27 protein-coding genes are annotated in these 24408 nt (G+C 40.2%); 9 read left to right on the forward strand and 18 right to left on the reverse strand.

What is annotated here, in order from left to right; genetic code table 11:
- Positions 1–193: 193 nt before the first annotated feature.
- Complete coding sequence (locus ACE01T_RS01220; RefSeq protein ID WP_180044604.1) at positions 194–1105, reverse strand: bestrophin family protein; 912 nt, start codon at positions 1103–1105, stop codon at positions 194–196.
- Positions 1106–1235: 130 nt separating this feature from the next.
- Positions 1236–2957 (reverse strand): glutamine--tRNA ligase/YqeY domain fusion protein, encoded by a 1722-nt coding sequence (locus ACE01T_RS01225; protein WP_180044605.1) that lies wholly within the window; start codon positions 2955–2957, stop codon positions 1236–1238.
- Positions 2958–3123: 166 nt separating this feature from the next.
- Between ACE01T_RS01225 and ACE01T_RS01230 the strand changes: the two genes are divergently transcribed.
- Together ACE01T_RS01230 and ACE01T_RS01235 are read left to right on the forward strand one after the other, a co-directional pair.
- On the forward strand, positions 3124–3633 hold the full coding sequence (locus tag ACE01T_RS01230) for a peptidylprolyl isomerase (protein WP_166168257.1): 510 nt from the start codon (positions 3124–3126) through the stop codon (positions 3631–3633).
- Positions 3634–3751: 118 nt separating this feature from the next.
- Positions 3752–4471 (forward strand): UDP-2,3-diacylglucosamine diphosphatase, encoded by a 720-nt coding sequence (locus ACE01T_RS01235; RefSeq protein ID WP_180044606.1) that lies wholly within the window; start codon positions 3752–3754, stop codon positions 4469–4471.
- A gap of 261 nt (positions 4472–4732) precedes the next feature.
- On the opposite strand, the gene hpaI is transcribed toward ACE01T_RS01235, so the two are convergent.
- Positions 4733–5530 (reverse strand): 4-hydroxy-2-oxoheptanedioate aldolase, encoded by a 798-nt coding sequence (gene hpaI, locus ACE01T_RS01240; RefSeq protein ID WP_180044607.1) that lies wholly within the window; start codon positions 5528–5530, stop codon positions 4733–4735.
- A 251-nt stretch (positions 5531–5781) separates the two neighbouring features.
- Between hpaI and nfsB the strand changes: the two genes are divergently transcribed.
- Complete coding sequence (nfsB, locus tag ACE01T_RS01245) at positions 5782–6435, forward strand: oxygen-insensitive NAD(P)H nitroreductase (protein ID WP_180044724.1); 654 nt, start codon at positions 5782–5784, stop codon at positions 6433–6435.
- 577 nt (positions 6436–7012) lie between these two features.
- Here the strand turns inward: nfsB and ACE01T_RS01250 are convergent.
- From ACE01T_RS01250 to ACE01T_RS01265, 4 genes are all read right to left on the reverse strand, one after another.
- A complete protein-coding gene (locus tag ACE01T_RS01250) occupies positions 7013–7876 on the reverse strand; it encodes a DMT family transporter (RefSeq protein ID WP_180081289.1) in 864 nt (287 codons plus the stop codon).
- Positions 7877–7973: 97 nt separating this feature from the next.
- Positions 7974–9011, reverse strand: a complete 1038-nt coding sequence (gene fba / locus ACE01T_RS01255) for a class II fructose-bisphosphate aldolase (protein WP_086196371.1) — start codon at positions 9009–9011, stop codon at positions 7974–7976.
- Positions 9012–9133: 122 nt separating this feature from the next.
- Positions 9134–9406 (reverse strand): hypothetical protein, encoded by a 273-nt coding sequence (locus tag ACE01T_RS01260; RefSeq protein ID WP_086196372.1) that lies wholly within the window; start codon positions 9404–9406, stop codon positions 9134–9136.
- A gap of 146 nt (positions 9407–9552) precedes the next feature.
- Positions 9553–10740, reverse strand: coding sequence for a phosphoglycerate kinase (locus ACE01T_RS01265; protein ID WP_180043601.1), 1188 nt, complete (start codon positions 10738–10740; stop codon positions 9553–9555).
- A 141-nt stretch (positions 10741–10881) separates the two neighbouring features.
- Between ACE01T_RS01265 and ACE01T_RS01270 the strand changes: the two genes are divergently transcribed.
- The 3 genes from ACE01T_RS01270 (at position 10882) to ACE01T_RS01280 (ending at position 13274) form a co-directional block, all read left to right on the forward strand.
- On the forward strand, positions 10882–11265 hold the full coding sequence (locus ACE01T_RS01270) for a DUF2237 family protein (protein ID WP_086196374.1): 384 nt from the start codon (positions 10882–10884) through the stop codon (positions 11263–11265).
- Positions 11265–11858, forward strand: a complete 594-nt coding sequence (locus tag ACE01T_RS01275; RefSeq protein WP_180043599.1) for a Maf family protein — start codon at positions 11265–11267, stop codon at positions 11856–11858. The genes ACE01T_RS01270 and ACE01T_RS01275 overlap by 1 nt, the downstream gene beginning before the upstream one ends.
- Before the next feature lie 246 nt (positions 11859–12104).
- The gene (locus tag ACE01T_RS01280; RefSeq protein ID WP_180043597.1) at positions 12105–13274 is read left to right on the forward strand and encodes a ribosomal protein uL16 3-hydroxylase; all 1170 of its coding nucleotides are present in this window, start codon (positions 12105–12107) and stop codon (positions 13272–13274) included.
- A gap of 175 nt (positions 13275–13449) precedes the next feature.
- Here ACE01T_RS01280 and ACE01T_RS01285 read toward each other — a convergent pair whose 3' ends face one another.
- The 5 genes from ACE01T_RS01285 to ACE01T_RS01305 all read right to left on the reverse strand — a co-directional run bounded on the left by ACE01T_RS01285 (position 13450) and on the right by ACE01T_RS01305 (position 18315).
- A complete protein-coding gene (locus ACE01T_RS01285; RefSeq protein WP_180043595.1) occupies positions 13450–15333 on the reverse strand; it encodes an ATP-binding protein in 1884 nt (627 codons plus the stop codon).
- Entirely contained in the window at positions 15330–16013 is a 684-nt protein-coding gene (locus tag ACE01T_RS01290; RefSeq protein WP_180081291.1) for a LuxR C-terminal-related transcriptional regulator, read from the reverse strand. Before ACE01T_RS01290 ends, ACE01T_RS01285 begins: the two co-directional genes overlap by 4 nt.
- A gap of 309 nt (positions 16014–16322) precedes the next feature.
- A complete protein-coding gene (locus ACE01T_RS01295) occupies positions 16323–17102 on the reverse strand; it encodes a glutathione S-transferase N-terminal domain-containing protein (RefSeq protein ID WP_180043593.1) in 780 nt (259 codons plus the stop codon).
- Between the two features lie 22 nt (positions 17103–17124).
- Positions 17125–17637, reverse strand: a complete 513-nt coding sequence (gene rraA / locus ACE01T_RS01300; protein WP_086196380.1) for a ribonuclease E activity regulator RraA — start codon at positions 17635–17637, stop codon at positions 17125–17127.
- Between the two features lie 3 nt (positions 17638–17640).
- Entirely contained in the window at positions 17641–18315 is a 675-nt protein-coding gene (locus tag ACE01T_RS01305; protein ID WP_180043591.1) for an NAD(P)H-binding protein, read from the reverse strand.
- 214 nt (positions 18316–18529) lie between these two features.
- Here ACE01T_RS01305 and rpsT point away from each other — a divergent pair, with 214 nt between their 5' ends.
- Positions 18530–18796: a 30S ribosomal protein S20 gene (rpsT, locus tag ACE01T_RS01310; protein ID WP_039622003.1), complete on the forward strand. Its 267-nt coding sequence runs from the start codon at positions 18530–18532 to the stop codon at positions 18794–18796.
- 181 nt (positions 18797–18977) lie between these two features.
- Here rpsT and ACE01T_RS01315 read toward each other — a convergent pair whose 3' ends face one another.
- Positions 18978–19721 (reverse strand): histidine phosphatase family protein, encoded by a 744-nt coding sequence (locus ACE01T_RS01315; protein ID WP_086196462.1) that lies wholly within the window; start codon positions 19719–19721, stop codon positions 18978–18980.
- 58 nt (positions 19722–19779) lie between these two features.
- On the reverse strand, positions 19780–20634 hold the full coding sequence (locus tag ACE01T_RS01320; protein WP_180043589.1) for a 3'(2'),5'-bisphosphate nucleotidase CysQ family protein: 855 nt from the start codon (positions 20632–20634) through the stop codon (positions 19780–19782).
- A 381-nt stretch (positions 20635–21015) separates the two neighbouring features.
- Here ACE01T_RS01320 and ACE01T_RS01325 point away from each other — a divergent pair, with 381 nt between their 5' ends.
- Positions 21016–21648, forward strand: coding sequence for a hypothetical protein (locus tag ACE01T_RS01325; protein WP_395518574.1), 633 nt, complete (start codon positions 21016–21018; stop codon positions 21646–21648).
- Between the two features lies 1 nt (position 21649).
- Positions 21650–22735 carry a helix-turn-helix domain-containing protein gene (locus ACE01T_RS01330; RefSeq protein WP_395518575.1) on the forward strand — a complete coding sequence of 362 codons (1086 nt, stop codon included), beginning with the start codon at positions 21650–21652 and terminating at the stop codon, positions 22733–22735.
- Positions 22736–22751: 16 nt separating this feature from the next.
- Here the strand turns inward: ACE01T_RS01330 and ACE01T_RS01335 are convergent, their stop codons facing one another.
- The 4 genes from ACE01T_RS01335 to ACE01T_RS01350 are packed head-to-tail and all read right to left on the reverse strand — an operon-like array spanning position 22752 to position 24343.
- Complete coding sequence (locus tag ACE01T_RS01335; RefSeq protein WP_395518576.1) at positions 22752–23264, reverse strand: hypothetical protein; 513 nt, start codon at positions 23262–23264, stop codon at positions 22752–22754.
- Positions 23264–23560, reverse strand: coding sequence for a ubiquitination-like system serine protease family protein (locus ACE01T_RS01340; RefSeq protein ID WP_200224286.1), 297 nt, complete (start codon positions 23558–23560; stop codon positions 23264–23266). Before ACE01T_RS01340 ends, ACE01T_RS01335 begins: the two co-directional genes overlap by 1 nt.
- Complete coding sequence (locus tag ACE01T_RS01345; RefSeq protein WP_395518577.1) at positions 23560–24102, reverse strand: glycoside hydrolase family protein; 543 nt, start codon at positions 24100–24102, stop codon at positions 23560–23562. The genes ACE01T_RS01340 and ACE01T_RS01345 overlap by 1 nt, the downstream gene beginning before the upstream one ends.
- Entirely contained in the window at positions 24089–24343 is a 255-nt protein-coding gene (locus tag ACE01T_RS01350) for a holin (protein WP_395518578.1), read from the reverse strand. Before ACE01T_RS01350 ends, ACE01T_RS01345 begins: the two co-directional genes overlap by 14 nt.
- Between the last annotated feature and the right edge of the window lie 65 nt (positions 24344–24408).

Below are 24408 nucleotides of genomic sequence, written 5' to 3' on the forward strand. Positions count from 1 at the left end.
TCTCGACTAATGTCGCTGGGATATGGTTTTCTCATTGAATAATTTTAACAAATTCTTTTTTTAAGTGCTAAAAAAGAATGAAATTAATACTGGATAGGCTCTTAGTGATAGCATACATCTGAAATTCATGGCTATCACTGAATTGTTAAAGACTTAAACAGCGCCGTGTAGAAGCAAAAATGATTTTCTAAACTTAACTTAAATTACCTTTATAGCTTGAAAGTACTGGCGGAATTTCAGCCCCTAATGAACTTAACATTTCCCGTTCAATATTTCGCACAATCGAATTGAGGGGTAAATCATTTTCTTGAAGTCCAAATGGTTCTTCCAACTCTGCACTGAGCGCATCCAAACCTAAAAACAAATAGGCAATTAATGCCACAATTACGGGTGTCCAAATACCGAAACTCGCTTCAATACTGAAGGGCAAAATTAAACAGAATGAATAAACTGCCCGATGCAATAAAACTGAATAAGAAAATGGCAATGGCGTAGTCATAATACGATCACAGCCTGCATGAATGTCGCCCATGGCAACCGTATGTCGAGTCAAGGTGCTATAGATAATGTCGCTGATTTGACCTTGCTTATAACACAGCACCAAATCTTTTTGCATAATCTCAAGTAAATACTGCGGCGCATTGATATGTTCAGCACATTGCTGCCATTGCCCATCGCTTAAATTGACAGCATTTCGGAAATGTTGAATATCTGTTGCTTGATGACGTAAGCGGTCGCGTAGCAGGTAACAAAATAACATAACCCGATACATCAAAATCTGACGTTGAGAGTCTTCCAGCACATGACTATCACGAATAATATGCCGTGTATTGGCAATCAGTGCGCCCCAAAGCTTGCGCCCTTCCCACCAGCGATCATAACAGGCCGTATTCCTAAAACTTAAGAAAATCGAAAGAATCACACCGAAGATGGTAAAGCCAATGGCAGGAACTTCTGGCATAGTCAAGAAATGTGCTGCACTTAAATACACCAACAGTGCCGATAAACTGACTACAACCGCTAGAGCTGGCATCACTTTAGGTAAAATTGTGCCATGCCATGCAAATAACAGCATAAAGCTATTATTTTTATCTCGAATAATCACAAATTTCCCCTCATGAAACCTAGTCGCTTCAATATTTATAAAATAGCTGTCATGAAAAAGCCCAACCGAAGTTGAGCTTGATCTAAACATTTTTGACTCAACAGTGAATCATCCTAGAGCATAAACAATGTTATTTTCCAGGCTTAAAGCTGTCTTTTAAGTCCAGAATACGGTTAAACACTGGTTTTTCTGCCGTGTGATCATATTGATCTGCAACGAAATAACCTTCACGTTCAAACTGGAAGCGGTCTTCAGGCTTCGCTTCAGCTAAAGCCGGTTCAATCACCGCTTGAACCACTTTGAGTGATTCAGGATTTAAGTTGGCAAGGAAGTCATCACCCACTTCCGGATCAGATTCAGTGAATAAACGGTCGTAGATACGCACTTCTGCAGGCACACCTTGGGTTGCAGATACCCAATGAATAACGCCTTTCACTTTACGACCTTCCGGATTTTTGCCTAAAGTTTCAGGGTCAATTGAACATTTCAGTTCAACCACTTCACCATTGGCATCTTTAATCACTTCATCACACTTGATCACATAAGCATGGCGTAAACGTACTTCGCCTTCTGGAATTAAGCGTTTAAAGCCTTTAGGCGGTACTTCTTCAAAGTCTTTACGGTCGATGTAAATTTCAGACGTTAATGGAATGATACGATCACCCATCTCAACGTTCGGATGACGTGCATGACTCAGGTTCATTGCTTCAGGCAGGTTAGTCAAAGTCACTTTCAATGGATTCAACACCGCCATGCCACGTGCAGCGGTATTTTCCAAAGACTGACGGATGCAGTATTCCAGCATAGCAACATCGACAATACCGTCAGACTTGGAAACACCCACGCGTTTACAGAAATCACGCAAACCTTCAGGCGTGAAACCACGGCGGCGCATCCCTACAACGGTTGGCATACGTGGATCATCCCACCCTTGTACAAAGCCACCTTCTACCAGTTTACGCAGTTTACGTTTAGAGGTAATGGTGTAATCGACATTTAGACGGCTTGATTCGTACTGACGTGGAACAGCTGGAGATTTAACTTTCTCGATAACCCAGTCATAAAACGGACGGTGATCCTGGAATTCCAAAGTACATAAAGAGTGAGTCACACCTTCAATGGCATCAGATAATGGATGCGCATAGTCGTACATTGGATAGATTTTCCATTTATCGCCAGTCTGGTGATGAGCAGAATGCAGAATTCGATACAGGATCGGATCACGCATATGCACGTTTGGAGAAGCCATATCAATCTTGGCACGCAATACAGCCTGACCTTCACCCAGCTCGCCATTACGCATTTGTTCAAAACGCACCAGGTTTTCTTCTACAGTCGCGTCACGGAATGGAGAGTTTTTACCTGGTTCTACAAATGAACCACGGTTTAACTTGATTTCTTCAGGTGTTTGTAAATCTACATAAGCATCGCCCTGTTCAATCAGTTGTACTGCCCATGTGTACAGTTGATCAAAATAGCTAGATGCATAGCGAGGTTCACCGTTCCAGTTAAAACCGAGCCATTTTACGTCGTTGGCAATCCCATCCACATATTCTTGTTCTTCTGCGTCCGGATTGGTATCGTCAAAACGCAGGTTACATACGCCATCAAATTCTTGTGCAATACCAAAGTTCAAACAAATCGCTTTCACGTGACCAATGTGTAAATAACCATTCGGTTCTGGTGGAAAACGCGTGATCACTTGCTGTGTAAGGCCTGCTGCCAAATCGTCAGTAATGACCTGACGTACAAAGTCTAAGCCCGGCTGTTGTTCTTGCTGCGCAGCATCGACAGGTTGATTACTTGTTGTCGGGTTATTTGGCAGGGATGAAACAACATCATTCGGCTTCATAGTTGATAAATCACTTCTATAAGATAAAATAGGATAATTAAAACGCTTTTCTGGTTTTTTTAACAAAGAAAATAACGTTTTCGCTTGCCTTGTAGTTTACAGTTTGCTTATGCTTCTCTCAACCAAAAACCCATGGCTTTTTTGTCCATGATCAGGAGATTATAGAATGAGTTTTCCTCAAGTCGAATTAAACACCAATAAAGGACGTATTGTTCTTGAACTTAATTCAGAAAAAGCACCTAAAACTGTGGCTAACTTCCTGGAATATGTTCGTGATGGTTTTTATGATGGCGTAATTTTCCACCGTGTAATTGACGGTTTCATGATCCAGGGCGGTGGCATGGATGAAAATTTCAAAGAAAAAGCAACGCGTGATTCAATTGAAAACGAAGCAGACAACGGTTTAAGCAATGATGAAGGTACCATCGCAATGGCGCGTACCCAAGCTCCTCATTCAGCTTCTGCTCAGTTCTTCATTAACGTGAAAAACAACTCTTTCCTTAACCACACTGGTAAAACAGCTCAAGGTTGGGGTTATGCCGTATTTGGTAAAGTAGTTGAAGGTATGGATGTCGTTGCTGATATCAAAGGCGTTCGCACAGGTAACCGTGGCTACCACGCTGACGTTCCTCTAGAGAACGTTGTGATTGAATCTGCAAAAATCATTTCTGAATAAAGAACGTCCTCTCCGTCTTTAATGAGTTTTAAAGCAGTGCTTTAAAACGGAATAATGTTAAGGATATAGTTCCTCTATCCAATAGATGGACTTTGAGAGGAAGTATTAAGGAAAATACGTGACCTATCTGTTTATCTCTGATTTACATTTGTCACCTGAACACCCTCGACTCGTTCGGGGGTTTTTGGATTTATTAGACAGTTATAAAGATAAAAATACCCAGCTTTATATTTTGGGTGACTGGTTTAATGCTTGGATTGGTGATGACTATACAGCCCCCTGGCTAGATGACATTGTCCATGCCCTGCAAAAGTTTCATCATGCCGGCAATCAGATATATTTTCTGGCTGGCAACCGCGATTTTGCTTTAGGCAAAAAATTCTTAAAACAATTCAATGGCACATTGCTGTCCGAACCGGCCATTTTAAAAATATCCGACACCACATACCGTTTAGAACATGGTGATCTGCTCTGCACAGACGATGTGTCCTACCAAAAATTCCGCAAGATCATTCGTAATCCATTACTTTTAGGTTTTTTAAAACGCATGCCTTTAAGTTTTCGGCAACAACTGGCTAATGGTTTCCGTAAAAAAAGTGCTGAAACCAAACAGATGAAGTCTTATGACATCATGGATGTAAATCAGTTCGCGGTGAAAGTTGCCTTAGAACATATTGACGTACTGATTCATGGCCATACTCATCGTTCTGCAATACATGATATTCAGGGTAAGAAACGGATTGTGCTAGGTGACTGGCGCGAACATTCGGCACAGATTTTAGAGATCAATCCTGCACATAAAAATGTAAAATTAGAATTAAAGACTTGGGCTTATTAAATATAAATTTTCATAATTAACTTTTATAACTTGACTATGTCATTCACAATCTGTCGAGAACTAGGCTGTAATGTTTCTGCGATGAAAAAAATTTAGCTGACCAAAAATAAAACAGGCTTTGTGAATGACAAATGCCTTTGGTCTTACCAAGCAATGCTTTTCAAGGCAAAATAAAGCAGCACATAGAACTCCTGACCTCACAATTACAGCTGGTAGGAGTCCATCAGGTACAATTTAAAAGCTGATATAAAATATTAAAAATTAATACCCACCTTCAGATTTTATCACTTCCGCATCATTTTTATATTTGGCTAAAAGCTCGCGCAGTGAATTCATTAATACGCTGGTATCCACCCCTACCGCAACAAACTCGGTACCCAAATCAATATATTTTTGCGTTACGTCATGCACCGTTGATAAAATCCCCGCTGCTTTACCCGATGCCCGAATGCGTTGAATGGCATCAACAACCGCTTTTTGTACTTCCGGATGATTCGGATTACCCTGATATCCCATGGTCGCAGACAAATCTACAGCGCCAATAAATACACCGTCAATTCCCTCCACTTTTAAAATATCATCCAGATTTTCCAGACCTGTCACAGATTCAATCTGAATCAGCAGACAAATATTTTCATGTGCTGTTGCATAATAATCCGGGATACTGTTCCAGCGTGTTGCACGGGCCAATGCGGCACCTACGCCACGAATTCCTTCTGGCGGATAACGTACCGCTTTCACCATCAGCTCAGCCTGCTCAACCGTTTCCACCATGGGAATCAATAAAGTTTGCGCCCCAATATCCAAAAGTTGCTTAATCAGCTGCACACTGCCAATAGGTGGACGAACCACAGCTTGTGATGGATACGCTGCGATACTTTGCAATTGAGAGAGTGTGGTTCTTAAATCGCTCGGTGCATGTTCCCCATCAATGAGTAACCAGTCATAGCCTGCATTGGCCGCAATTTCAGTGCCGTAAGCATCTGCCAGCCCCACCCATAACCCAATCTGCTGTTGGGTTTTTAATCGTCTTTTAAAATGGTTTGTATCATCTATCATTGTCTGACTCGGTCTACAGGCGATGTAATTATTCGATTAAACGTGATTTAACAAAAAGTACCAATATAGATTTCGTATTTCGTCATTGTATATTGCTATTAATTATACATTTTATTAAGTTTTTTACTTTTATTCACCATAAAAATTCACACGCTTGATGCCAAAATATAAGCTATCCCATAATTCTTCCAAGCCATTTCAGCAAGGAATCAGGTAAAATCATTAAAAATTTAATAGTGGAAATGTCACTCATGGATTTATTAAACGTTTCAAAATCACGCTACACAACGAAAGCATATGATCCCAGTAAAAAAATTCATCAAGAGCAGTTTGAACGTTTATTAGAAATCCTGCGTCTCACGCCATCCTCCATCAATATTCAGCCCTGGCATTTTTTTATTGCCGATGATCAAGGCGCCAAAGAGCGTATCGCCAAAGCCTTGGTTGGGAAATATGCCTACAATGCACCTAAAGTTCTAGATTCTTCTCATACCATTCTGTTCTGTACCAAAGCGGATATTTCAGAACAGCACCTTGATACCCTGCTCAAGCAAGATGATCTTAGTGGCCGTTTTAAAGATGAAAAAGCCAAACAGGGCCAAAAAGACAGCCGTAGCGGTTATGTGGATTATTACCGTAATGAAAAAGGGGATATTCAGCGCTGGGCAGAAAATCAGACTTTTATTGCGCTCGGTCAAATGTTACTGGCCGCAGCTATTGAAGGAGTTGATGCCACCCCTATTGGCGGATTTGATGAACAGATTATTCGCCAGGAATTGGAATTAGATGAAAAAGGGTTAATTCCATCAGTGATTATGACGCTAGGTTTCCGCAGCGAAAATGATTTCAATGCTCAGTTACCCAAGTCACGCCTGAGTCGTGAAGAAATTTTCACCAAGCTGTGATTAAAAAAAATTACAATAAAAGGGGCGAATATGCCCCTTTCATGTCATTTCAGGACTTATTTTTGTAACAGGACTCAGGTATATTGGCAAAAAAATAAACGGTAGTCCCTACTATGCTTCCAGCTATCAAAATGCCGATAAAATTTGAATGTCGCTCTTGCCAAACGGTTTACATGCAGAAATATAGCGCAGATGCTATTTTGACGTCTTACCCTAAATGTCCACATTGTCAGCAACCCGGTCAACTTCAGGGCACGATTGAAATGCAGGATCTATTCAAACATCCTATTATTATGGCTAACTACTATTGGAAAGATACATTACAACGCTTTCAACGCTCATAATTGAGCAAATGTCCTTATACTATAAAGCTTGAACACTAAAAATACAGCGCATTTAAATGCGCTGTATTTTTAATTGCAATTCTTGCATTGCCAGCAATATTATCTTCAGCTTTATCAACAAGAAAATCATCACTATTCTGCCCGCCCTGTCTGCCATCAAAATGGCTTATTATTGGGTTTGGCAGAAAAGGAAGATTTTCTGCAACATCCTTTCATTTTTGTATCGAGCTATATCAGACAGACATTGCATAGGCTAAGCAAATAACACTGGCCAAACCTAAAGCAAGACCGCATGCAGTTGCAGGTTTTAATTTTTCTTTAAACAGAATTAAGCCACTTAAAGCTCCCAGCAGCACCACAAGAATGTTCATGCCTGCAAACACAATTGCAGGTGTGTCTTTTAATAATATGTGTGCCTTGACATACAGGGCTATATTGGCAAAATTTAAAACTCCCAGCCCCAATCCAGCCAGAATATTTCGACTACTGCCTGCTGTTTTCGTGGTCATGCCAATATAAGCCAACGACAAGATGAAGGCACAGATAAACATCAAGTTTAGTGCTACAGCAAACTGCACTCCCAAGCCAGTGGTGTACTTGAGCAATACATCAATCAGCGCATAGCCACACCAGACCAATGCCAGATAAAGCAAGCCTTGCTTTGAAAATGGCTGCCCTTGCGCTGCTGCTTGATGTGAAAATAAAATACTGAGTACGGCGGAAATCCCTAATCCGATTCCGATTATTTTTAAGGTATTAAACTGTTCCTGAAAAATAAAGAATGCTGCCAACAGAGACAAAACCACCGATAAACGCTGGGCAATTTCCGTTTTGATAATACCGGCATATTGCAGTGATTTCGCCAAGCACAGGAAAATACTCGGTAGTAATACACCCAGCGCCACAATCAGCCACCACGGCGTATCGATAACTGATATGTGCTGTAAATCGGGCTTAAACCATAAAAAACAGAGTACACTTGCAGAGGCATAGTTCCAGACAATCATCTGCAAGGCATCAAAACCATTAGCCTTGCATAATTTAAACAACATTGAGATGACGACACTACAGCATGCTGCAGCCAATATAAGTTCCATCTTTTGCCTTATTTTCCCTATTTATCATGCTTTAGGAATGAGATACAGAAAAGCCCACAATAGATGTGGGCTTTTGATTATAGATAATCTTTAACGATTATTTATAACGATTCACCATTTTCTCTAAAGAAATTGGACGAATCTTGTCTGCATGACCTGCAGTACCAAATGCTGTATAACGATCTACACAAATTTGTTTCATTGCAACAATAGTTTCTGCAAAGAATTTACGTGGATCGAATTCGCTTGGTTTTTCCGCCATCATGCGGCGCATTGCACCAGTCGATGCCAAACGCAAGTCCGTGTCGATATTGATTTTACGAACACCGTGTTTGATTGCTTCAACCAGTTGTTCAACAGGCACACCATAAGTTTCCTTGATGTCGCCGCCAAATTCATTGATTACAGCCAACCATTCTTGAGGTACAGAACTTGAACCGTGCATGACAAGATGGGTATTTGGTAATGCCGCATGAATTTCTTTAATACGGTCAATTGCCAAGATGTCGCCTGTAGGTGGACGCGTGAATTTGTATGCACCATGTGAAGTACCTACGGCAATCGCCAAGGCATCTACATCGGTATCAGCAACAAACGAACGTGCTTCTTCAACTGAAGTAAGCAGTTGAGAATGGTCAAGCACACCTTCTGCACCTACGCCATCTTCTTCACCCGCCATACCTGTTTCAAGGCTACCCAGGCAACCAATTTCACCTTCAACTGAAACGCCACAGGCATGTGCCATTTGAACAGTACGGCGAGTCACGTCTACGTTGTATTCATATGAAGTTGGTGTTTTACCATCTTCACCCAAAGAACCATCCATCATTACTGATGAGAAGCCCAACTGGATAGAACGCTGACATACGTCAGGGCTGGTACCGTGGTCTTGATGCATTACCACTGGAATGTGTGGCCATTCTTCAATTGCAGCTAAAATCAGGTGACGTAAGAATGGAGCACCTGCATATTTACGAGCACCCGCAGATGCCTGCACAATGACAGGTGAATTTGTTTCGTCTGCGGCCAACATAATTGCACGCATTTGTTCTAAGTTGTTTACATTGAACGCTGGTACGCCGTAGTTGTGTTCTGCAGCGTGATCCAAGAGCTGGCGCATCGAGATTAGAGCCATAATATCCTCCCAGGTGATGCGCCATATTCTACATGCTGAATCATTTCAATTCAGCAACAAAACACACTATTTCAAAAAAAATCCCTGCTTATGCAGGGACTTTTAAATAAAAAACTACAAACTTATTGAGCAGTTGCTGTAGAGGCAGCATCATCTGTAGCGGCAGTCGCTTCATCTGCTGGTGCATTTGCCACTTCAGCAGGTACATCAGTATTTTTTTCATCCAGGACAGGCTTATCCAGTGCATCAATCGCTTTTTGCTGTTCTGGAGTCGTTTGCTCCTCTACTGCTGCTGAAGCGGCAGTTTCAGTTTTAGGTGCTTCATCTTTCTTGGCACAGGCAGTCAAAGCCAAAGGTAAAATCACAAGTGCTGCAAGTGTTAATTTCAGGTTCATCACATTTTCCTACGACAGGAGATTTAATGACCGGAATTTTATTGCAGATATATTGCATTTTTATGACCAAAAAATGAATCACTCAAATGAAAAGGCATGAAAAAAGGCTGACCGAAGTCAACCTTTGATACTTTTAAAAGAATGTATTAAGCGCGTTCTAAAAGCACAGCAACCGCTGGAAGGGTTTTGCCCTCAACAAATTCAAGGAATGCACCACCACCCGTAGAGATATAACCGATCTTGTCTGCAACGTCGTATTTATCAATCGCAGCTAAAGTATCGCCACCACCTGCAATAGAGAAACCATCAGATTCTGCAATTGCTAAAGAGAGTGCTTTCGTACCTTCACCGAACTGATCTACTTCAAATACGCCAACAGGACCATTCCAGAGAATCGTTTTTGATGTTTTCAGGATTTCAGCAAATGCTTTCGCAGTTTCTGGACCCACATCCAAAATCATGTCGTTGTCTGCAACATCTTCCACTTTTTTTACTACAGCTTTAGCCGCAGCCAATGAACCGAGGAAATCATCAAAGTTAATTTCAGCAGCATCTGCAACCACAACGTCAGTTGGAAGCGGTACAGAAACTTTTGCTGCGATCGCTTTTGCAGTATCGATCAAATCATTTTCGCAAAGTGATTTACCCACGTTGTAACCAGCCGCAGCCAGGAAGGTATTGGCAATACCGCCACCTACGATAATTTGATCGCAAATATCTGAAAGTGAAGTGAGTACATCAAGCTTAGTTGATACTTTAGAACCCGCAACAATCGCAACCATTGGTTTTTCAGGGGTTTTAAGTGCACGACCCAAAGCATCCAATTCTGCTGCAAGTAAAGGACCCGCAGCCGCTACTTTTGCAAAACGCGCCACGCCTTCAGTTGACGCTTCTGCACGGTGTGCAGTACCAAATGCATCCATCACAAATACATCGCAAAGCGCAGCATATTTTTGTGCAAGTTCAGGGTTGTTTTTCTTTTCCCCAACATTGAAACGGCAGTTTTCAAGAAGTACCACTTGACCAGCTGCAACTTCAACACCATCTAAATAATCAGTGAAAAGTTTGACTTCCTGGCCCAAAGCTTCAGTTAAGTACGCTGCAACTGGCGCCAAAGATTGTTCAGGTTTTGGCTCACCTTCAACTGGACGACCAAGGTGTGAATAAACCATGACTGCTGCACCTTTTTCCAAAGCCGCTTTAATGGTTGGCAATGCTGCGCGTAAACGTGCATCACTGGTAATTACACCGTTTTTAACAGGAACGTTTAAATCTTCACGAATTAGTACACGCTTACCTGCCAAATCCAGGTCAGTCATACGCTGAAAGTTCATGTATAGCTCACTTTATAGATATAAAAAACGCCCCGATTTTAAATGATTATGTAGAAAAAGGTTAGCATCTTTTGCAGAAAAGCTGTCGAAAGGCAAAGTTTTGATTATTATAGTCAAAAGCCACATCATGATTTAGAGCTTATGTCTATTCACCCAGATCCAAATATCAATCGTTTAAATGTTTTAGGCGAACCCTTGGCAAGCTGTTGCTACTCTCCTATTACCGGTTATTTTCGTAACGGCTTTTGTCATACGGCGACCACAGATCTAGGTCAGCATACGATGTGTGCACAAATGACCGCTGAGTTTCTTAATTTTTCGCAAAAAGTAGGTAATGACCTGATCACACCTCTTCCAGAAGTCGATTTCCCAGGTCTAGAACCGGGTGATTTCTGGTGCATTTGTGTAACCCGTTGGGTTGAAGCATATCAGGCTGGTATTGCTCCGCCTATTAAAATACAAGCTTGCCATCAAGCTGTGCTCTCATATGTTCCGCTTGATGTGCTCATGGAATATGCAGTGTAATGAATACTCCCAACATTATTTTGGCTTCAAGCAGTCAAACCCGTAAAGAGCTGATGAATCGTCTCCGTATCGACTATCAGAGCTTAGTACCAGATATCGATGAATCCCCACGGGGCGAAGACCATGCAGATGAACTGGCGAAACGGCTGGCTTTTGAAAAGGCCAACGTTATTGCCGAACAATATCCCGATGCTATTGTGATTGGTTCCGATCAGGTGGCGTGGCGTGAAGGGGCACCCGATATTTTTATTGGCAAACCGTTAACTGTGGAAAAAGCCATCAAACAGTTACAGGCCAATTCGGACAAAATCGTTTATTTCAGTACCGCCCTCAGCGTACAGCAAAAATCGACGGGATTTGAACAGACTCTGGTTGAACATTATAAAGTGAAATTCCGCAAACTGGGTTTGTCCGAAATTGAACGTTATATTGAAGTCGATCAACCTTTAATGTGTGCAGGCAGTTTTAAGTGTGAAAGTCTCGGCATTAGTCTGTTTGAACAGATGACCGGGCAAGATCAAACCACTTTGATGGGTATGCCGATGATTCAGCTTTGTCATATCCTGCGTCAGTTGAATGTGTTAGTACCCTAGCTCAAATTCTGCTTAAGCCAATCCTTCCATGTTGAATGGTTGGCTTATTTGAGGGTTCCACCCTCCTTGTTCAAGCTTTTCCTGTCCATGATTCATGGCTAGCATTGCGCTATTATCAATTTCAAAACTTCCCACACTACTTCACTCCCATAACGCAGACTAAGGAATCTCCCCCAACTGATTTACAACTTGCTCTCACCTGCAACTCCATAGACAATAAGCATAAATTTATAGGTGCTTTATCTTATGTCCCAGCCTCTAGACGTGCTTGGCGGAATTACCGCCGAACAATTCCTTGCCGAATACTGGCAAAAAAAACCATTACTGGTTCGTAACGCTCTCCCTGAAATTGCAGGCCTTTTAGAACCTCATGATGTTATGGAACTGGCGCTAGATGAAAATGTCACTGCCCGCTTAATCAAGCAAAAAGATAAAGACCCAAATCAATGGTCAGTGAAGTCTTCACCTTTGATTAAAGCAGACTTTCAGAAGATGCCTAAGCTTTGGACTCTACTGGTTCAGGCCGTAGACCATTATTCATTTGATCTCGCTGAACTGTGGAAGAAATTTCCCTTCATTCCGCTGTGGCGTCGTGATGACATCATGGTGTCTTATGCGCCTAAAGGTGGATCTGTCGGCAAGCACTTCGATTTTTATGACGTGTTCCTGGTACAAGGTTATGGTCATCGCCGCTGGCAATTGGGACAAATGTGTGATGCAGATACTGACTTCGTTGCAGGACAACCTTTAAAATTACTTCCTGACATGGACGTGAATTTTGATGAGGTGCTTGCTCCCGGTGATCTACTATATGTACCGCCTGGTTTATCACACTACGGCGTAGCGGAAGATGACTGCCTGACTTTTTCTTTCGGTTTCCGCATGCCGAACGTGGCAGAAATGATGGATCGCGTCAGTGACAAATTCGCAGACGATCAGTTGCTTAAAAATCCATTAAAAGACATTCTGCGTGACAAGATCAGCCCGATTGGTCAAATTACCCAAAATGAGCTGGAGTATTTAAAAACTGAACTTTTGGCACAATTGCAAAATCCAGCTGTACTTGAGGATGCCCTGATGAGCCTGATGTCAGAAGCGAAATATCCGGAAAATATTCCAGAGGCGGAAGCCATTGGTACAGGTGATCTGGAAGAAGCTTTGGATCAGGGCTATTCACTCATGCTCGAGCCGGCATCTCGCCTGCTTTATACTGAAGCTGAAGGTGAGTTGCTATTTTGGGCAAATGGTGAAGGCATTTGTATCTCCGAAGTTTTTGCCCCAATTTTAAAACAATTGGCTGACGGCGGTTCGGTATTACTCGATGACAATTTATATGATCCAGATATTCTCGAAGACATTGTGAATTTGCTCAATGAATCTATTCTGATGCTGTTGCCTGCAGAAGATGAAGAATAAATAAAGCTACAAAATGGGGAAAATAATATTTTCCCCATTTTTATATTTTAAAAAATTTATATTTATTTCTTCTCAAGATCAGCAGAAAAAATAATTCACTCATTTTAATTTCTTCCAATTTTATAAAATGATGAAATAGCAACCGACATTTAAAAAGCAAAAAAAATTTAATTGCTTATTTCAGCTGAACAATCGCCTGAATGATGGTGCAACCCGGTTCAGAAGATAATTTAAACTCGCCGCCCATACGCTCCAAACGCATTTTCATACTGCGCATGCCAATACTTAATCCCTGTTGCACTACACTATCTGCATCAAAACCGACACCGTCATCTTCTATACTCAAAATAAACTGGTTTTCTCGAATATAGACCATCGCTATTTTTACCTGCCTGGCCTGACTATGTTTAATAATATTGATCAGGCTTTCTTCCAGTACCCGAATCAAGGTGAGACACTGTAAAGCACTCGGCACGGCTTGCCATTCCTGCGGAAAAATCCATTTAGAACGAATATCCAGTTCATCCATAAGCTGACTAAAACGATGCCTAACGGGTGCCACCCACAGTATGGGATTAACTGGAATTTTATTATCTGCAGATGAACCACTATCGATAATTTGCCTAAGGTCATCTCTTAGTAATTTAAGCATCGATAAAAATTGCTTGTTGGAAATATCATGCGTACTTTGATCCACTAAAATCATCGAGCGAACCAATGATGCGCCCAAACCATCATGTAAATCATGGGATAAATTGATTCTTTCTTGTAGCTTGACATTTTTAAGCTCTAATTGATGTTTTTCATTCAAACTGGAGCTTAAATCATTACTGACCTGCTGAACTTTCATTTCTAGCTGGGCATTAAATGTTTCAATTTTTTTAACATTACGTGCCAATCTTGAACCTAATATAATTACCATAAAAAAGGTGATAATCGGTCCGGTATAGGGAGATAATGGTCGAACATCCTTTACAACCACCTCTCCCGATAATAATAAAAGGTCGAATATCATAAAAATGACAATAGCGCTTAGGCAAATGGCTAAAAAGATATAATCTGTTCTTTTAGATTGAATTGCGTAATAACAGGCATATAGATAACCGATAATAAACAGTCCAACATAGATTAAAAATATCAGCGCAAAAACCCAATAAGCTGACTGCTGCGGGGTTAGAAAAATACCTGCAATAATCAGTCCCGTAATTCCCCAAACAACTGTCTCAACTTTAATAAAGCGCTTTTGGATAAACCTGAATGAATAAATACAGAAACTTACAACATAAAGAATAAAAAAAGCCAAATTGGCCTGTGCTGCAATTAGTGTATTTGGATAGGGAAATGTTTCTGTAGTCAACATATTGGAAATAAATAGCACCCATAACAAGGAACTTAAGGCAAACCATCCAAAAGTAGTTTCTTTTCGCCGCGATAACCAGATAACAAAACAGATCACCCCAAACGTAATGGATAAAATAAGATTAATTTGAAATAAAGTTCTGCGATTCCATATCTGACTTTGATATGACTCGTAATTGTTTTGTACATTATTAAAAGCAATCTGACCAATACCCGAAGACTGGAAAGCAAAGCCATTCACATAAATTAAAATTTCATTTTCGCCGCTGTTTAATCCCGATATTGGTAAAATCCAGTAACGCGGCATATTCCAGCTTTTTGACAGTGGTTCTTGTAAATGCTTATCTCTCCAGAGTAAATCACCATTCAAAAAGACTGCGCCGGCAGAATTAATATAATCAATTGAAAAAGCAATCGGCTCGGCAAGTCTAGCCTGATTCTGACAGGACCAGCTCCATTGAATTTTGTACCACGCTGCTCCGTTATAATTTTTCCAGCGTTTTTGCCACTGATCGGGTAAATTTACAGACTCCCAGCCCTGTCGGGGTAAAACTGTGACTGAACTGGTTTTGACAGTATCAATAGAATGAATGTGTACTGCACATTGTGCATTAATATTTTCAATTATTTCGGCAGAACTGACTTGACTCAGCAGGCTAAGAACAAGAATAAAAAAATAATGCACAATCAATGACTTCATAGAATCCCTAAGGATCTTGCTGCACTCACGGCCTTTGTTCTTTTGGTCACCGACAATTTACGGTATATGTGCTTGATATGACTTTCAACAGTATATTTAGAAACAAACAATTGTTCAGCGATTTCCCGGTTACTCATTCCTTGAGCGACCAGATTTAGAATCTCAGTTTCCCGGCTGGTTAACAGCTCCATATCTGCATCTATGATTTTCTGATCAGCTACTGCCGGTATAACCGCAGCTGATATCTGTTTCAAAATTTCTTGAGCAATAAAAGGGTCTATCGGCGCACCGCCACGTAAAATGCTACGAATGGATAACTTAACTTCAACATCATCACGTTCTTTCAGAACATAACCTGTCGCGCCTGCCTTGATTGCTGAAAATAAACTTTCCTGAGTACTCCAAGCCGATATCACCAAGATCATGGCATTGCTATCCTGTGCATGAAGCTTTTCAATCAGCTCTATGCCGTTACCGTCAGGCAGTCCCAAATCAACCAAAGCCAAAGAAACAGGTTGCTGCTCTATTTCTACAAAAGCCTGTTGCAAGTTTTTAGCAAAAATCAGCATATCTTTGCTATAGCCCAGTTCTGCCAATATCTTTTTTAATCGTTCTTGAATCAGCCCTTCATCTTCAACAATTAAAACTGGAACGGGTAAAATCGTTGCTAATTCTGACACACAGCACCCCCTATTATAACCGCCTACTATAGCGAAAAATACAAGCTAAACAATATCCCTAAAATCAGGTAATTTAATAACTTTTATATTAATAAACGATCAATTTTATTTACTATTACATTGTAATCAGCCAGTGTTAAGACCATAAAATACAAATTTTAAAGTTTCAATCGATGATTTAGCCATCAGTTATCCATTCAATATTCTGACTATCATACCAGGGTATAACTTACTTTAGTTTTTGCTTAAATTAATCAGATATAGGCCAAAAAAAACCGCTGTTTTAGCAGTTTCTTACTTCGGATGAGATTAGTGACCATATTGCTGGTTTAAGTATTTCACAATCTGTGCAGACTCAAACATTTTCACTCCGGTATTTGGATCAATTAAATAAGGAACCTGAATATCTCGCCCCATAATTTCAACGGTCTTTTCACGTTTACCACCCGCTAAGGGTTGATATTTTCCAGGTTTTAAACGCAATATTGCCGGCCCCATATCCTGCCAGCGCTCTTTAGCCACGTTATGATAAATATAAGGTAGCTCAAGCTCAGTTAACATTGCTCGTACCACACGGGTAAAAGGACTGGCTTCAAAACCCCATAACTCCAAAAGTTGCTCTGGTGCTGCACGATCTTTAATTTTCCGGTTAATCCAGACGCCGCATGCACCATTCACGATGGTGCCAGCTAAAGCCACGACAGGGATTTTGGGATAATGGGCAAATTTTTTCGGTGTGGTTCCCGTTCGGCCATAATGTTTAAATAAATGATTAATAATGGCTTGTGATTCATATATTTCTGTACCGGTATTTTCATCTACGAAAAATGGAAACTGTTTTTTTCCACCTTTTTCTTTGACAATTTTCCGGTATTTCTGGCCACCCTTAGGGCAAGGATAAACCTCATAATCCAGATTTAACAAGGTTAAAACCTCACGCACACGGCGACAAAATGGCGAACCCTCAAACTCATAAAGTTTCAGTGATTTTTCAGGCTGCTTGGGAAAAGCTGTACCGCTCACACCTCGTCCGCCTTCAGTCAAAGATGAAGCCAGCGCTTGTATCACTTTAATTTGATGATTCACCATTTTTATCCTTGTATCTCTGTCTTTATAAATCGACTAATTTTTCTTTTGCCACCACAATGCCGTTGTTATCGGCATAGATATAATCGCCAGAACTGACGCTTACACCACCAAAATACAAAGTTAAATCCACTTCGCCTATGCCTTTGCGATTACTTTTTTGCGGAATTGCAGCCAACGCATGTACACCCAGGTCCAGTTCGGCAATCGCATCGACATCACGTACACACCCGTAAATAATTACCCCATTCCAGTGATTTTTCACCGCTGATTCAGCAATCATATCGCCCATCAAGGCACAGCGCATAGATGCTCCACCATCCACCACAAGCACTTTACCAGTACCATCGGTTGCGAGCAGTTCTTTGACACGTGAATTATCTTCAAAACACTTTACAGTGACTGCCTGACCACCAAAACTTTTACGTGCACCATAGCTTTTAAAGAATTTTCCATCCATTGATGGGGTGACCACCTGAATTTCTTTTTCTGGATTGTCATCAAGTAAGTCACAGGTTACGAATGCTGGATTAGACACTTTTTATTTCCCTCGTTTGAAATTTTGTATGCGTAAATTATCATAAATTTCAAACTTTTCAGTCTGAGTTTGTGCAGCCTCGACCATAGTATGAGCTACTTGTACTGCTGTCACGGGCTTATATTTAAATGTATCAGGAACCCAATGCGAGAATTTTTGATACAATTTTTGCGCCATATCTTCTAAGGTGCGTTGTTCTGGTCGTTCACCGATTAATAGTGATGGGCGCAGAACAGATACATATTCCAGATTTAAGCCTTGGATATGCTGTTCCAGTTCACCTTTGACTTTATTGTAAAAAATTCTGGATTGTGCGTTTGCGCCCATGGTACTAATTAATAAATAGTGGGTCTGGGTCGATTCAAATAAATCAGCAAAATGTGCATTGATTTCATAATCAATATTATAAAAATTCTGTTTTGAACCGGCTTTTTTTAGTGTCGTGCCTAAACAGCTGAAGGCATGACTATAACCATTTACATCTTCATCGTTCAGTAACAGAAAATCCTGCAAGATAAATTGTTGTACTTTTTCCAGACTTTTAATCTGCTGATCTTCATGCCGAACCACAGCCGTTATTTTCTCACAGCTTTCAAGCTCATTGAGCTGTTTCAGCAATTCACGTCCCACTAGACCTGTTGCACCAATCACAATTACACTTTTAATTGATTTAGTCATTTTTTAATCGATCTCTATAGGTTTTACTAACGTAACAGTTTTTTTATACTTTTTATGCATCTAAAATGTTGCTGAATCAAGTCAAGACTTGACTTAACGCCATAGTTTAATCACAATATGGCACTTGTTTACGGGCTGGTGATAATTCTTCTGATGAAGGTTTTCAGTTGTAATTTCAGCCCGCCCAGACCAATCTAATTCAAGGAGTGCACGAGTGGCAAACTCTGCTCAAGCTAAAAAACGTGCTCGTCAAAACGTTAAAGCACGTAAACACAACGCAAGCTTACGTTCTATGGTTCGTACTTATCTTAAACGTACAGTAGCTGCAATCGCTGCTGGTGATTATGCTGCTGCTACAGAAGCATACAAAACTGCGGTTCCTGTAATTGACCGTATGGCTGATAAAGGTATCATCCATAAAAACAAAGCTGCTCGTCATAAGAGCCGTTTAAATGCACAAGTTAAAGCTTTAGCTAACTAAGTTGTTGCATTAAAAAAAGCCCTTTTAGGGCTTTTTTTACGTCTATAAAAAATTATTAGGTCTAAAAATAGCACCTTATAAAAACATAAGGCACTTCAAAACTTTTATTAAAAATTGTTTTTTAGGGTTACTTTATTCAGAAAGTAGTATCAAGATGACATTTTTTAAGAGCAATACTGTTTTATTTTATTTTTTCCAGGTTCTGAAACTCGCGAATCGACAACTCGTTCACTTGACCACGCCAAATCCATTTCAGTTTGGATTCTAAAAACACATCACCTTCAAACCAGACAAACAGGCCTTCCATCATTTTTGGCCAGTCTTCATGGCTAACGGTATTACGCCCAGAAATCACCGCAATAATGGCTGCCAAAATAGTATCGTGACTTACAGCCAGACTTAAACCAAAATGATCTTGCGGATGAGTGTTATAAATCAGCTCCAGCACATCGACTACACCAGTAATCGGATGTTTCATTCCAGGCAAGGCATTATTGACAAAACTGTTAATAAAACCCAAAGCACCTTGTTTCTGAAAATAAGGCCCCGCCTGTTTAATATCAAGCACAAAACTTCCCGGCTCAACCAGTAAACCTTGCTGGACAATTTCAATATGATGGGTATTTTGTACCAGCGTACTCGAATCGGCACCCTGTATCATTAAAGCAGCAGTATCGACACAGCGTTGAATCGGACTTGAAATACAGTGCTGGATGCTACGATCCGTATTATCAATTAAATAGTTACCCCATGCCTGGGCAAGCTCACGGCCTTGTTCAGTTAACTGCAAATCATAGCCTGCCAAACCCTGCCCTGTAACGACCTCGCGAATAGAATGGCGGGTAAACAGAGTGACAGGTGTTTTAGCATCAGGCAATAAATCAATCGCCTTCAGCATACTTATAGGGAGTAAATCTAACGCCATGAAGCAGCCAAAATTAAACATGGGTACATAGCATACTATAGCATGTTAATGCATCAGCTCAATGTATGTTCGCCATAAGTCCTAGGGCCTGGAATGCCAAATTTTTCATCTCGATATTACGAAATGCGATAAAACCACCATTCAGTAAACTCTCGCGCTGATTATATACAAAGGGTCTGCCTTTAAAATCTACCAGCCCGCCACCGATGCGTTCAATCAGGCATTGCCCTGCACTGGTATCCCACTCACTGGTCGGATGAAAGCGTGGGTAAATATCCACTTTACCTTCCAGCATCATGCAGAACTTATAGGCACTGCCCGCCCTAAACTCTACAATATCCACCTGCTGTTTCAGGATGTCCAGATATTCAGCATATTTAGGTTTGTTCTGACTACTTTGACTTAAACCGACCTGAACAGTTTCAGATGGCAGATCATCAACATATTGCAGCCATTGCCCCGTTGCAATTTCTAATTTTAAAGGCAGGCCATGTTTGGGACAAAAATATATCGTTTGTTCACCAGGGATGGCTAATACAGCGAAGGTGGTATGCACCCCCTCAACCAGACTCAAATTAATGGTAAATTCAGGACGTTTATGCAGAAATTCCTTGGTACCATCCAAAGGGTCAAGCAACCAGAATTTTTGCCATTGCTCACGCTCGGTATATTCACCTTCTTCAGACAACAACGAGATGTTCGGAAAAATTTTGTGTAATGCGGTCGTGATAAACTCATTAACCCGATAATCTGCCTGGGTTACGGGTGATTGATCATTTTTGTGCTCAACATCAAAAGTTTCACCTGCACAATAGGCTTGATATTCTGCTCGCAAAATTTCACATGCCTGTGTCACAATGGGAACTAACTGTAAAATCAGAGCATCTTGCGGTGCCGTAGTTGCATTAAACATAGATTACCTTCATATGCCGAATTCCTCAGAAAAACCCACCATCATCTTTGATATGGGCTGACTAATTCATAAGTTATTATTTTAATTAAAATTAATTAAACTAAAAATAATTACTTATTTTTTATGTACACACATTTGTACACTTTGAAAAATATGCTATGTACATTATAGCTTTATATGACAATAAGGATTAAAAATGAAAACATACCTGTACTCTCACATTGAACACTGCATAAAATTTGCCGAGCCATGGAATAAAAAATCAGGTTAGTCGGTATTGAGTATATTTTAATCAAAAAGGTTATTGATGTAGTTATAATTTACTTGTTTTTTTTCTGTTTTTAATTAAAATCAAATTACATACCTAATTTGGATTAATTTATGCTTATAACCAAAACTGATGCTGAAAAATTATTATCTCCTTATTCTGATCGAATATTGAATGTGTTTGATTTGGCATGGCAAGACTGGTTGAAGCGTATTAAAGAAAATCCATCGTGTTGTAAGCGAGGTAGATCAAATTTTATTTGGGATCAAATTATTCATCACTCAAAAAATGAATTTGGATTTGAGCCAGACCATAAATTCGCTATCTTTCCTTACAACAACAATCAGACATATAACTTTATCGTTGAACAGAAATTAGTGTTCAGGATTAAGAAAGGTAAAAACTCTAGAAAATCTAGCAATATACCGACAAACATGTCTAAGGGTTTCCATGATCCGAATGAATCATTGCCTGAAATTGGATTATTACCAAGAATTGAAATTCAATATGAGTTAGACAAGTTTGAATCCTCAATAATTGATGTAGTAGCTGTTGCACGAAATAAAGATGTTGTCATTTGGCAGGCGAGTTTAAAATATCGTGCAAATGATGAATTACCTATTTTCCCAACTATTCCTGTTAACCCACAATCCCCTAATTCAACTGCAGCATTGTCTGTTAAGAAAAGGGTTAAGCTTAAATCAGCTAAAGCTGAGAAAGAGCAGAAAAAAATCGTAGGTGAATAAAATGCCTTTTAATGCAGATCTACTAATATTAGCTAGACAATCCAGAGGACTAAGTCAATCTGAATTAGCTGATAACTGCAAGTTGTCACAGGCTATGATTTCCAAACTCGAAGGACGTTTGGTTTCTGAACCATCGATGGATGTGTTATCAAAATTATCCAATATTCTAAATTATCCAACTGATTTCTTTTACGAACCAGATCGCCTGTATGGATTACCAGCAAGTGTTCATGCTGGTGCTATGTATCGCAGAAAGGCCAGTGTAACCAAGAAATCTAGGGAAAAATTAGAAGCTATCCTGAATATTCGTATTCTTCATTTAAAGAGGCTTTTAAGATCAATTGATTTAGATTTTGACTTACCCTTATTAGAACTCGATCCTGATGAATATACTCCCGAGGAAATAGCTGCCAAGGTTCGACAAGCTTGGTTGATTCCTAAAGGGCCATTACACAACCTAATGGAGTATGTTGAGCGCGCAGGTTGCATGGTTTTCTTATGTGACTTTGATGAATTATCGGTTGATGGTGTAACAATGAGATCACCAGATCTGCCTCCTTGCATTTTTTTAAATAAGAGTTTACCTGGTTGTCGACAAAGATTTACCCTTGCTCATGAGTTGGGGCATATTATTATGCATAGAATTCCAACGGGTGATGATATGGAAACTGAAGCAAATAAGTTTGCGAGTTCCTTATTAATGCCAGCTGAAGATATTCGGCCTTATGTACAAGGTAAATTAACAATTAGTAAATTAGCGCAACTTAAACCGTTATGGTTGTCTTCAATGGGTTCAATTCTATATAGAGCTGGTGATATTGGCGCAATAAGTCCCCATCAACAAAAATATCTATGGATTGAGATGAATAAATTTGGCTACAAAACCAGGGAGCCATCTCAAATAGATATTAAAGTGGAGATACCTACAAATGTTACAGAGATTATCAATCTACATACTCAAGATTTAGAATATAGTCCTACTGATATGCAGTATTTATTAAAATCTAGCAATGATGATCTTTATCATATGTATGGTCTAGGAAAGAATCCAAAACGGCCAAGTTTAAGACTATTAGATGCCGTTTAATATTCACTAAAAGCCCTCACTTGAGGGCTTTTTCTTCTGGCCAACTTTCACTTAACCTCATTGCATCAATTGCGTGGCCATCTGCTTTTTCTGCCATGCTTCGATATTCTGCTGTGCAAGCTTCGAGTAACTCATTGTTGGTAATGGTGTACTCAACGATGGTTTGATGGGAAGCTGTGGACAAACGTTTGTTGGCTTCACTGAGTTGCTTTGACAACCCACTAGCAGCCAAGTCAGCACTACGAGCGGCAGCATTCGCATCTTGTATTTTTTTAATCGCATTTTGTTCTACCTCAATATATTTATCTGACCAGGCTTTTTCAGTGATGGCTTTCTGTTCTTGGGCTTTTACTATCGAATCTCGATAAGGCTTAATTGCTTTAGCCACATGTGTATCGCATGCGGTTTCAGCTTTGCGTAAATCGCCAGCCAAACTATTCACATGCCATGTTTGAAAAAATAAGCCCAACAAAAGAACGATAATCAAAGTCCAGCGCTTGTTATTCCAAATCCATAAAAGTATTGGCATTAGAATTCCTCCACTGGCAGTAAATCAACGGTTTTACCAGCTAAACTGTGATTACAATCAGATAAGAATTGAATCTTCCCGTCGGTGATAAATGAGTGACATTGGCTTGGATGACCTTGATTTACCATCAATGATGGGGTGAATGTTGGAGCATCTAAATTCCCATTAAAACCCCATCGGATGCGATGCTGCTCACCAACATGGATAGGATGTAAGGTTTTACATCCTGGGCACTCAATGAAATAGATACCATTTGATTCAAGCAAAACATTACTTACTTTTTTAAACTCATTCATTATTGTGCCCCCATACATTTTTGATAACGATCAACTTGCCGGGTCCAAACGCCATAGCAATTGTTGGATCGTACTGAGCAGTCTTTACCGGCGACATATTTCCACTTCAGCAGTGATTGGCACGCCTGGACATAATTGCCCTGCTTTAGATTGCGAAGCATTGATGAGGTATTCCAAGCGGTGATGCCGAACTGATAAACAAAGTCGTTATACAAGTCATATTCAACCTGTGAAACTTTCACGCCATGCAGCGATTTGTTGAATGCTGGTGCATTCTTTTCGATATGGCATTTAAGTTGCTGAAGTGCTTTTTCTTTAGAAATAGCCGGATCTTTTAGTGTGACTTTCTTACCATCACAGTAGACAGTAGTGCCATTGCCAATTGTTGGTACATCGCCTTTCACTGGAATTATGGGTTTTGGTGTATACCCCTCTTTAATTGCGGTTGCCTGAACTTGTTCAGTACTAACCCCAGATATAAAAAAACTACCTAATGAGGCGGTTAAAGCTGTACCAATAACAAAGTATTTAGTCTTGGACATTACATTCACCATTCAATTTTCGCTTTGTCAGCTCATGAATCTCTTTTTCACGCTGATTCCGCTGCCATGAAAAATACACATTGATAAGCAAACCAAGTACTGCAACCCCAATACCAATCCAACCCATCCAATCAATGCCCATAAAAAAACCGGCTGCACTTGCCGCACCGCCGGTTACTGTTGCTTTTGATCCTAAAGCTGCTGCAGATGTTTCCGCTACTGCTGCGGTGGTTTCAGCCATTGCGCCCCCTAATTTTTGGCAATAAAAAAGCACCCGAAGGTGCTTAAAGCTAAATATGTAGATAA

The sequence above is a fragment of the Acinetobacter uliginosus genome, assembly GCF_044130295.1.
Taxonomy (GTDB): domain Bacteria; phylum Pseudomonadota; class Gammaproteobacteria; order Pseudomonadales; family Moraxellaceae; genus Acinetobacter.

What these genes read in the sequence shown, in the direction of transcription:
- hpaI (WP_180044607.1), bottom strand. Translation starts at nt 5,530, where the DNA reads ATGATAGATGATACAAACCATTTTAAAAGACGATTAAAAACCCAACAG.
- ACE01T_RS01285 (WP_180043595.1), bottom strand. Translation starts at nt 15,333, where the DNA reads ATGAAGTCATTGATTGTGCATTATTTTTTTATTCTTGTTCTTAGCCTG.
- fba (WP_086196371.1), bottom strand. Translation starts at nt 9,011, where the DNA reads ATGGCTCTAATCTCGATGCGCCAGCTCTTGGATCACGCTGCAGAACAC.
- ACE01T_RS01345 (WP_395518577.1), bottom strand. Translation starts at nt 24,102, where the DNA reads ATGTCCAAGACTAAATACTTTGTTATTGGTACAGCTTTAACCGCCTCA.
- ACE01T_RS01230 (WP_166168257.1), top strand. Translation starts at nt 3,124, where the DNA reads ATGAGTTTTCCTCAAGTCGAATTAAACACCAATAAAGGACGTATTGTT.
- ACE01T_RS01250 (WP_180081289.1), bottom strand. Translation starts at nt 7,876, where the DNA reads ATGGAACTTATATTGGCTGCAGCATGCTGTAGTGTCGTCATCTCAATG.
- ACE01T_RS01325 (WP_395518574.1), top strand. Translation starts at nt 21,016, where the DNA reads ATGCTTATAACCAAAACTGATGCTGAAAAATTATTATCTCCTTATTCT.
- ACE01T_RS01340 (WP_200224286.1), bottom strand. Translation starts at nt 23,560, where the DNA reads ATGAATGAGTTTAAAAAAGTAAGTAATGTTTTGCTTGAATCAAATGGT.
- ACE01T_RS01275 (WP_180043599.1), top strand. Translation starts at nt 11,265, where the DNA reads ATGAATACTCCCAACATTATTTTGGCTTCAAGCAGTCAAACCCGTAAA.
- ACE01T_RS01315 (WP_086196462.1), bottom strand. Translation starts at nt 19,721, where the DNA reads ATGGCGTTAGATTTACTCCCTATAAGTATGCTGAAGGCGATTGATTTA.
- ACE01T_RS01330 (WP_395518575.1), top strand. Translation starts at nt 21,650, where the DNA reads ATGCCTTTTAATGCAGATCTACTAATATTAGCTAGACAATCCAGAGGA.
- ACE01T_RS01305 (WP_180043591.1), bottom strand. Translation starts at nt 18,315, where the DNA reads ATGACTAAATCAATTAAAAGTGTAATTGTGATTGGTGCAACAGGTCTA.
- ACE01T_RS01280 (WP_180043597.1), top strand. Translation starts at nt 12,105, where the DNA reads ATGTCCCAGCCTCTAGACGTGCTTGGCGGAATTACCGCCGAACAATTC.
- ACE01T_RS01350 (WP_395518578.1), bottom strand. Translation starts at nt 24,343, where the DNA reads ATGGCTGAAACCACCGCAGCAGTAGCGGAAACATCTGCAGCAGCTTTA.
- nfsB (WP_180044724.1), top strand. Translation starts at nt 5,782, where the DNA reads ATGGATTTATTAAACGTTTCAAAATCACGCTACACAACGAAAGCATAT.
- ACE01T_RS01225 (WP_180044605.1), bottom strand. Translation starts at nt 2,957, where the DNA reads ATGAAGCCGAATGATGTTGTTTCATCCCTGCCAAATAACCCGACAACA.
- ACE01T_RS01265 (WP_180043601.1), bottom strand. Translation starts at nt 10,740, where the DNA reads ATGAACTTTCAGCGTATGACTGACCTGGATTTGGCAGGTAAGCGTGTA.
- ACE01T_RS01320 (WP_180043589.1), bottom strand. Translation starts at nt 20,634, where the DNA reads ATGTTTAATGCAACTACGGCACCGCAAGATGCTCTGATTTTACAGTTA.
- ACE01T_RS01295 (WP_180043593.1), bottom strand. Translation starts at nt 17,102, where the DNA reads ATGGTGAATCATCAAATTAAAGTGATACAAGCGCTGGCTTCATCTTTG.
- ACE01T_RS01260 (WP_086196372.1), bottom strand. Translation starts at nt 9,406, where the DNA reads ATGAACCTGAAATTAACACTTGCAGCACTTGTGATTTTACCTTTGGCT.
- ACE01T_RS01335 (WP_395518576.1), bottom strand. Translation starts at nt 23,264, where the DNA reads ATGCCAATACTTTTATGGATTTGGAATAACAAGCGCTGGACTTTGATT.
- ACE01T_RS01270 (WP_086196374.1), top strand. Translation starts at nt 10,882, where the DNA reads ATGTCTATTCACCCAGATCCAAATATCAATCGTTTAAATGTTTTAGGC.